The 7,150-nt window shown below is 73.4% G+C and carries 8 protein-coding genes; 2 read left to right on the forward strand and 6 right to left on the reverse strand.

Annotated elements, in window-relative coordinates; all coding sequences use genetic code 11:
• Positions 1 to 18: 18 nt before the first annotated feature.
• The 3 genes from bioD to bioB are packed head-to-tail and all read right to left on the reverse strand — an operon-like array spanning position 19 to position 3,240.
• Positions 19 to 750, reverse strand: coding sequence for a dethiobiotin synthase (gene bioD / locus ACWDAS_RS25440; protein ID WP_450395040.1), 732 nt, complete (start codon positions 748 to 750; stop codon positions 19 to 21).
• A complete protein-coding gene (locus tag ACWDAS_RS25445; protein WP_450395043.1) occupies positions 747 to 2,039 on the reverse strand; it encodes an adenosylmethionine--8-amino-7-oxononanoate transaminase in 1,293 nt (430 codons plus the stop codon). The genes bioD and ACWDAS_RS25445 overlap by 4 nt, the downstream gene beginning before the upstream one ends.
• On the reverse strand, positions 2,032 to 3,240 hold the full coding sequence (bioB, locus tag ACWDAS_RS25450; protein WP_450395046.1) for a biotin synthase BioB: 1,209 nt from the start codon (positions 3,238 to 3,240) through the stop codon (positions 2,032 to 2,034). The genes ACWDAS_RS25445 and bioB overlap by 8 nt, the downstream gene beginning before the upstream one ends.
• A gap of 147 nt (positions 3,241 to 3,387) precedes the next feature.
• On the opposite strand from bioB, the gene ACWDAS_RS25455 reads away from it, so the two are divergent.
• Positions 3,388 to 4,536: an 8-amino-7-oxononanoate synthase gene (locus ACWDAS_RS25455; RefSeq protein WP_450395048.1), complete on the forward strand. Its 1,149-nt coding sequence runs from the start codon at positions 3,388 to 3,390 to the stop codon at positions 4,534 to 4,536.
• A gap of 1 nt (position 4,537) precedes the next feature.
• Here ACWDAS_RS25455 and ACWDAS_RS25460 read toward each other — a convergent pair whose 3' ends face one another.
• Positions 4,538 to 4,789: a DUF397 domain-containing protein gene (locus ACWDAS_RS25460; RefSeq protein ID WP_450395050.1), complete on the reverse strand. Its 252-nt coding sequence runs from the start codon at positions 4,787 to 4,789 to the stop codon at positions 4,538 to 4,540.
• 15 nt (positions 4,790 to 4,804) lie between these two features.
• Positions 4,805 to 5,656: a helix-turn-helix domain-containing protein gene (locus tag ACWDAS_RS25465; RefSeq protein ID WP_450395053.1), complete on the reverse strand. Its 852-nt coding sequence runs from the start codon at positions 5,654 to 5,656 to the stop codon at positions 4,805 to 4,807.
• Between the two features lie 287 nt (positions 5,657 to 5,943).
• On the opposite strand from ACWDAS_RS25465, the gene ACWDAS_RS25470 reads away from it, so the two are divergent.
• Positions 5,944 to 6,378 carry an ATP-binding protein gene (locus ACWDAS_RS25470; protein WP_450395055.1) on the forward strand — a complete coding sequence of 145 codons (435 nt, stop codon included), beginning with the start codon at positions 5,944 to 5,946 and terminating at the stop codon, positions 6,376 to 6,378.
• Between the two features lie 34 nt (positions 6,379 to 6,412).
• Here ACWDAS_RS25470 and ACWDAS_RS25475 read toward each other — a convergent pair whose 3' ends face one another.
• Positions 6,413 to 7,057 (reverse strand): GNAT family N-acetyltransferase, encoded by a 645-nt coding sequence (locus tag ACWDAS_RS25475; RefSeq protein WP_450395057.1) that lies wholly within the window; start codon positions 7,055 to 7,057, stop codon positions 6,413 to 6,415.
• Between the last annotated feature and the right edge of the window lie 93 nt (positions 7,058 to 7,150).

A 7,150-nucleotide genomic window follows, 5' to 3' on the forward strand; every position in this document is an offset into this window, starting at 1 on the left:
CGGCGTCGCCCGCCTCGCTCAGGCGAGAGCCGCGGGCGCCCACTGCGCGGTGAAGGCGGCGGCGTCCCAGTCGCCGCCGATGCGGGGGGAGAGCCAACCCGGGGCCGCGGCACGGAAGTCGGCGGGGTCGAGCGCGGCCGCGCCGGCGGGCAGGGCACCCAGCAGGGGGGCGCCGGAGACCTCGGGGAGGTCGGCGAGGTTGCAGCGGGCGGCCAGGTCCGCGTCGTCCGGCCAGCTGCCGATGACGATGCCCGCGCACTTCAGCTCCCGCGCCCGCAGCGCCTCCGCCGTGAGCGCGGCACCGTTGAGGGTGCCCAGCCCCGCCGGGGCGACCACGAGCACCGGGGCGTTCAGCATCCGCGCCGCGTCAGCCAGCGTCGAGCCCGCGTCGTCGAGGCGGACGAGGAGCCCGCCCGCGCCCTCCACGAGGACGATGTCGTGCACCGCCGCCAGCTTCGCCGCCGCCTCCGCGACGTCGGCGGGGCCCACCGGGGCGAGCCCCGAGCGCCGCGCGGCCGTCGCGGGTGCCAGCGGCTCGGGGTAGCGGGCGAGTTCGACGCTCGTTACCTCCGGACCGGCGAGCCGGGTGACCTCCGCGGCGTCACCCGGCGCGCCGGGGCCCACCCCGGTCTGCGCGGGCTTGAGGTACGCGACGCTGTACTCGCTGAGCAGCGCGGTCGCCGCGATCGCCGCCGTGGTCACCGTCTTGCCGATCTCCGTGCCCGTACCGGTCACGAACAACACCGTCATGCCGCCTCCGCCGCCGCGTACACCGCCGCGCAGATGCGCGCGACGTCCTCGTCCCCCGTCACGTACGGGGGCATCGTGTAGATCAAATCCCGGAACGGCCGCAACCATACTCCGCTGCGGACGGCGGCCCGCGTCGCGGTTGCCACGTCGACCTCGTGATCGAGCTGGACGACACCGATCGCCCCGAGCACCCGTACGTCCCGTACGCCGGGAAGCGCGGCGGCGGCCGCGAGCCCGTCGCGCAGACCGGCCTCGATGCGCTTGACCTCCTGCGCCCAGTCCTGGCCGAGCAGCAGGTCGATCGAGGCGCAGGCGACGGCCGCGGCCAGCGGGTTGCCCATGAAGGTGGGGCCGTGGGCGAGCACCGGCACCTCGCCCCGGGAGATCCCTTCGGCCACCCGCGAGGTGCACAAGGCGGCGGCCATCGTGAGGTAGCCGCCGGTGAGGGCCTTGCCGACGCACATGACGTCGGGCGACACGCCCGCGTGCTCGGCGGCGAAGAGCGCCCCGGTCCGGCCGAAGCCGGTGGCGATCTCGTCGAGGACCAGCAGGACGTCGTGCTCGTCGCACGCCTCCCGCAGTACGCGCAGGTAGGCGGGGGAGTGGAACGACATGCCGCCCGCGCCCTGCACGACGGGCTCCACGATGACCGCGGCCAGCTCGTGGGCGTGACGGGCGATCGTCTCCCGCAGGTGGTCAGCGTACGCGGGCTCGTACGCGGACGGCGGCGCGTCCGCGAAGACCTGCCGGGGCAGGACGCCGGACCACAGCCCGTGCATACCGCCCTCGGGGTCGCAGACGGACATCGGCTGCCAGGTGTCGCCGTGGTAGCCGCCGCGCCAGGTCAGCAGCCGCCGCTTGGCCGGACGGCCGAGCGAACGCCAGTACTGCAGGCACATCTTGACCGCGACCTCGACCGACACCGAGCCGGAGTCGGCGAGGAAGACGTGCCGCAGCGGCTCCGGGGTGATCTCCACCAGGCGCGCGGCGAGCCGCACGGCGGGCTCGTGGGTGAGCCCGCCGAACATGACGTGGCTCATCCGGTCCAGCTGGCCGCGGGCGGCCTCGTTGAGCACCGGGTGGTTGTAGCCGTGGATCGCCGACCACCACGACGACATCCCGTCGACGAGTTCGGTCCTGCCCTCCACGGGCTCGGCGAGCCGCAGCCGGACCCCTGCCGCGGACTCGACGACGAGCGGTTCCTGACGGCCCGGCATGGGCCCGTACGGATGCCAGACGTGCTCCCGGTCCAGTGCCAGCAGCTCGCCCGGGGTGAGCGGCTCACGCATTGGGCGGCAGGTCCGTCCCGGTGCCCCGGCGGCGCACGGCCACCAGGTCGGTACGGGCGGCACCGGCCGGGACCGGCTCCGCGTCCGCGCCGTGGGCGTGCCCGCCGCAGGGTCCGCAGCCGCCGCCGTCGGCCCCGCCGTGACCGCCGCAGCCCGCGGCGGCGTGCGAGCCGCAGCCCCCAGCCGCGGCGACGTCCGCGCGGTGCTCGGGCAGGGTCACCGTGCCGGCGCCCTCCACCTCGAAACCGGCGTCCGCGATCATGTCGAGGTCGGCCTTGCCGGCCTGGCCCTCGCTGGTGAGGTAGTCGCCCAGGAAGATGGAGTTCGCCAGGTGCAGCGCGAGCGGCTGCATGCTCCGCAGGTGCACCTCGCGGCCGCCCGCGATGCGGACCTCCACATCGGGACAGACGAATCGCACCATCGAAAGAATCCGCAGGCACCGCTGCGGGGTGAGGTTCCACTCCTTGGCCAGCGGGGTGCCCTCGAAGGGGATGAGGAAGTTCACCGGGACCGAGTCGGGGTCCAGCTCACGCAGGGCGAAGACCACGTCGACCAGGTCCTCGTCGCTCTCGCCCATGCCCGCGATCAGGCCCGAGCAGGCCGACAGGCCCGCCGCCTGGGCCTGTTGCACCGTTTCGACCCGGTCCGCGTAGGTGTGGGTGGTGGTGATGTCCCCGTAGGTGGCCTCGGAGGTGTTGAGGTTGTGGTTGTAGGCGTCGGCGCCCGCGTCGCGCAGCCGCTCGGCCTGCCCGTCCGACAGAAGCCCCAGGCAGGCGCAGACCTCGACGCCCTCGTTCTGGTCCTTGATGGCCTCGATGGTCTTGGAGACCCGGTCCACGTCGCGGTCGGTCGGGCCGCGTCCGCTGGCGACCAGACAGACCCGCTTGGCGCCGCCGGCGACCCCCGCGGCCGCCGCGGCCGCCGCCTGGTCGGGCTTCAGCCAGGTGTACTTGAGGATCCCGGCCTCGGAGCCGAGCCGCTGCGAACAGTACGAGCAGTCCTCGGGGCACAGCCCGGACTTCAGGTTGACCAGGTAGTTCAGCTTCACCCGGCGGCCGAACCACTGGCGGCGCACCTTCCCCGCCGCGGCCACCACGTCGAGCAGTTCGTCGTCGGAGGTCGCCAGCACGGCGAGTGCCTCCTCGCGGGTGGGCAGCTCGCGGCGCAGGCCCTTCTCCACCAAAGCATTCAGCAGATCCATGCCGCGATCCTGACGTACGGGACGGGCCGCGGCCAATGGGGCATGCCACAAGACCGCTCGCGCAGGGTGTGTGCATCACCACACCGTGCGAGACGGTGCGGCACACTACGGTGCTGCCGAACCCTCCGCCGACCCCAGGGGACGACCATGAGCCGCGACCCGTTCGACTGGATCGACGCGCACGCCGAACGGCGCCGCGCGGCCGGACTGGTGCGCACCCTGCGGCCCCGGCGCTCCGAGTCGCCGCTGCTGGACCTCGCCTCCAACGACTACCTGGGGCTCGCCCGCCATCCCGAGGTGACCCGGGCCGGCGCCGACGCCTGCCTGAAGTGGGGCGCCGGCTCGACCGGTTCGCGGCTGGTCACCGGCAGCACCGAACTGCACGCCGAACTCGAGGCCGAGCTCGCCGCCTTCTGCGGCTTCGAGGCGGCGCTCGTCCTCGCCTCCGGCTACGCCGCCAACCTCGCCGCGGTCACCGCGCTGACCGGCGAACCGGGCACCCTCATCGTCTCCGATAGCGGCAACCACGCCTCGCTCATCGACGGCTGCCGGCTCTCCCGTGCCGCCACCGAGGTCGTCCCGCACGCCGATCCGGACGCCCTCCGCAAGGCGTTCACCGGCCACGAGGGACCCGCGGTGGCCGTCACCGACTCCGTCTTCTCGGTGGACGGGGACGCCGCCCCGCTCGGCGCGCTGGCCGCCGCCTGCCGGGAGCACGGGGCCGCGCTGCTGGTGGACGACGCCCACGGGCTCGGGGTGCTCGGCCCCGGAGGCCGGGGTGCGGCCGCCGCCGCCGGTCTCGCGGGCGCGCCCGGGCTGGTGTGCACCGCCACGCTCTCGAAGGCGCTGGGCAGCCAGGGCGGTGCGGTGCTGGGGCCGGCCCGGGTCATCGAGCATCTGGTCAACGCCGCGCGGACGTTCATCTTCGACACCGGTCTCGCCCCGGCGGCGACGGGCGCGGCGCTCGGCGCGCTGCGCCTGCTGCGGCGTGAGCCGGAGCGCGCCGTACGGGCCCGGGCGGTCGCCCGCGAACTGTACGAGCGGTTGACGGATGCGGGGCTGGACGCCACGGCGCCGGACGCGTGCGTCGTGTCGGTGCGGGCGCCGTCGCCCGAGGCGGCGGTGGCATGGGCCGCCGAGTGCCGGGAGGCGGGGCTGGCGGTGGGCTGTTTCCGGCCACCGTCCGTGCCCGACGGGATCTCGCGGTTGCGGCTCACCGCGCGGGCGGATCTCACGGACCGGGAGATCGGCGACGCCGTGGGGACGATCGTCCGTACGGCGCCGCCGCGCCCCTGAGTCAGGGGCGTTCGGTGAGGGATCCCGTCGTCACGGCGGCGAGGAACTCCGTCCACGCGGCGGGGGGGAAGAGCAGGGCGGGGCCGCGCACATCCTTGGAGTCGCGTACGGCGAGCCGTCCCGAGAGCGGCCCGTCCCCGAGGAGGGCCGTCTCGACGCAGTTGTTCGCCGCCGTGCTGTAGCTGCTGCGTCGCCAATTCACGCCGAAGAGGGACGCACTGGAGGTGACGTACTGAGGCAGTGCGTTGGACATGGGGGGTGTGCCTCCTTACGCGCCTTTGCCGATGCCGGTGATGAAGGACAGCGACTGTTCACTCGACAGGGCGTGGGAGCGCAATCGATTGAAGGCAGCGCCGTACGCCCTGACGTCCTCTTGCTGATCCAGATAGAGACTACTCGTCAAATGGTCAAGAACAACCACGTCGAGATCGGCGATGCGCGGAAATGAGAAGATTACGAAAGGCCCTGTGACGCCTATATGCCCTCCGGCCGAGAAAGGCAGTACCTGCAGATGCACATGAGGCAGGGAACCCAGCTCGACAAGATGGCTCAATTGCGCCGCCATCACACCCGGCCCCCCGACCCCGCGGCGCAGCACCGCCTCGTCCAGCACGGCCCACAGCTCCAGCGGTGGATCGGCGCGCAGCACCGCCTGACGGGCCATCCGCACCTGCACCAGCGTCGCGATCTGCCGCGGACCGAGCTGCGGCAGGACGGAGCGGGTCAGCTCCCGGGCGTAGTCGGGGGTCTGCAGTAATCCCGGCACCACGGTGGTCTCCAGGGTGCGCGCCCGGCAGGCATCGGTCTCCAGGGATATGAAGTCCCGGTAGGCCGGGGGGAGTTCCTCTCGGAACTCGTGCCACCAGCCGCGCCGGTCGCCCTCGCCGGCGAGCGCCGCCAGCATCTCCCGCAGCCGCTGGTCGCTCACCTCGTACACGTCCAGGAGCGCCGTGACGTCCTCCGGGCGCACTCCGCTGCGGCCGGTCTCGATCCTGCTGACCTTGGACTGATGCCAGCCCAGCCGCTGCGCCGCCTCGCCACTGGTGAGCCCGGCCGTGTCGCGCAGACGACGCAATTCCGAGCCGATCTTGCGGCGGCGTACCGCCGGCACCTGCTGCATGGTGTGTGCACCTCCCGGTTCCCGGCACCCTCGCCGGTCCCCGAGCGAAGTCTGCCGCGCAAATACGTTCTCTCGTAGCAGAGTTCACCGCTTTGGGCGACAGATATATGCATATAGCCGTGGTGACACCCGATTAAGGGCACGATGAGTGACACTCTGGCGCGTGAGTGCCGTCCGGATCGTGCCGCGCGGAAGGCGGGGCACGGGACCGCCGGCTGCCGCGCGCGCTGCCACGGACGCGGCACGCGTCGGAGTCCTGGGCACGGCGGGAAAGGGACAGCGTCGCCATGGCAGACCACCAGGAAGCATCCGTCACCCTGCCGAGCGACCCCGCCTCGGTCCCCGCGGCGCGTCGCTACGTGAGCGACCTGCTGGCGGAGTGGGGCATGCCGGAGGACTCGGACCCGGCCGACTGCGTACGGCTCATCGTCTCCGAACTCGCGACCAACGCCGTGCTGCACACCCTCGGCCAGTCGCCGACCTTCACCCTCGACGTCCAGCTGGACCGGGACGAGCAGTTGCGCATCGGGGTCACCGACAGCCATCCGCGGTGGCCCCAGCGGCTGCCGGCGGCCGTGCAGCAGGACAACGGCCGCGGCATGGTGATCATCCGTCATCTGACGGCGGAGGCGGGCGGCACACTCCTCGTCACCCCCACCTCCGAGGGCGGCAAGACCGTGTGGATCAGCCTGCCGTGGGCCACCGCCGCCGCCGTGGAGTGATCGCCGGGGCGCCGGAAGGGACCCCGGCCGGCGCTCAGCCCTGACGGGTGAGGAGGAGCGCCTCCGCGCCCATCGGCGCGAAGCCCGCCGCCGTGAACGCCCGTACGCTCGCCGCGTTGCCCGGCGCGATCTGCGCCCACAGCGTTTCCCCGTCGGGTACGAGATGACGCGCCGCCAGCGCGAGCCTGCGGCCGAGCCCCGCACCGCGCGCATGCGGGTCGACCTCCACGGCCGTCTCCCAGCGGCCCGCCACACCGCGTCCGGTCAGCACGGTGCCGCCGGGCACCGTCCACGCCCGTACGTCGTCGCGGTGCCGCAGGGCACGCGCGATCCGGGGATGACCGCGATCGGCGGTCTCCCGCAGGGACAGGCCCAGGGCGGACGGCGGCGGCCCCGGCACGGCGGGCGCGGCGGTCAGCAGGTCGATGTTGTTCACCGTGCGGTCCAGCAGGCCGCACAGCGCGGTGAGGAAGGGTGGATTGAGCGGTGCCGACAGGTCGCCGGGCGGCAGGAGCCCGCGGATCAGCTCCGGGTCGGCATCCGCGAAGACCACGGAGTGGGCGGTGAAGGCGATCACCCCGGCGTCGCGTGCCGCGGGCTGCGGCACGACGGTCAGGGAGCCGTCGGCGGGAGGGAAGACGCCCTGTGCGGCATCGGCGAGCAGCTGTTCGAGCGTCATGCCCGCCCTACCCGCCGCGCCCGTACGCCGCGCCCTCGATGACCACCAGGTCGGCTAGGCGGGTGCGGTCCCGGATCTCGCGGCGCAGCCAGC

The organism is Streptomyces sp. NPDC001070, from assembly GCF_053598835.1.

Coding starts and splice junctions, on each gene's coding strand:
- ACWDAS_RS25455 (WP_450395048.1), top strand. CDS start 3,388: ATGAGCCGCGACCCGTTCGACTGGATCGACGCGCACGCCGAACGGCGC.
- bioD (WP_450395040.1), bottom strand. CDS start 750: ATGACGGTGTTGTTCGTGACCGGTACGGGCACGGAGATCGGCAAGACG.
- ACWDAS_RS25465 (WP_450395053.1), bottom strand. CDS start 5,656: ATGCAGCAGGTGCCGGCGGTACGCCGCCGCAAGATCGGCTCGGAATTG.
- ACWDAS_RS25475 (WP_450395057.1), bottom strand. CDS start 7,057: ATGACGCTCGAACAGCTGCTCGCCGATGCCGCACAGGGCGTCTTCCCT.
- bioB (WP_450395046.1), bottom strand. CDS start 3,240: ATGGATCTGCTGAATGCTTTGGTGGAGAAGGGCCTGCGCCGCGAGCTG.
- ACWDAS_RS25460 (WP_450395050.1), bottom strand. CDS start 4,789: ATGTCCAACGCACTGCCTCAGTACGTCACCTCCAGTGCGTCCCTCTTC.
- ACWDAS_RS25470 (WP_450395055.1), top strand. CDS start 5,944: ATGGCAGACCACCAGGAAGCATCCGTCACCCTGCCGAGCGACCCCGCC.
- ACWDAS_RS25445 (WP_450395043.1), bottom strand. CDS start 2,039: ATGCGTGAGCCGCTCACCCCGGGCGAGCTGCTGGCACTGGACCGGGAG.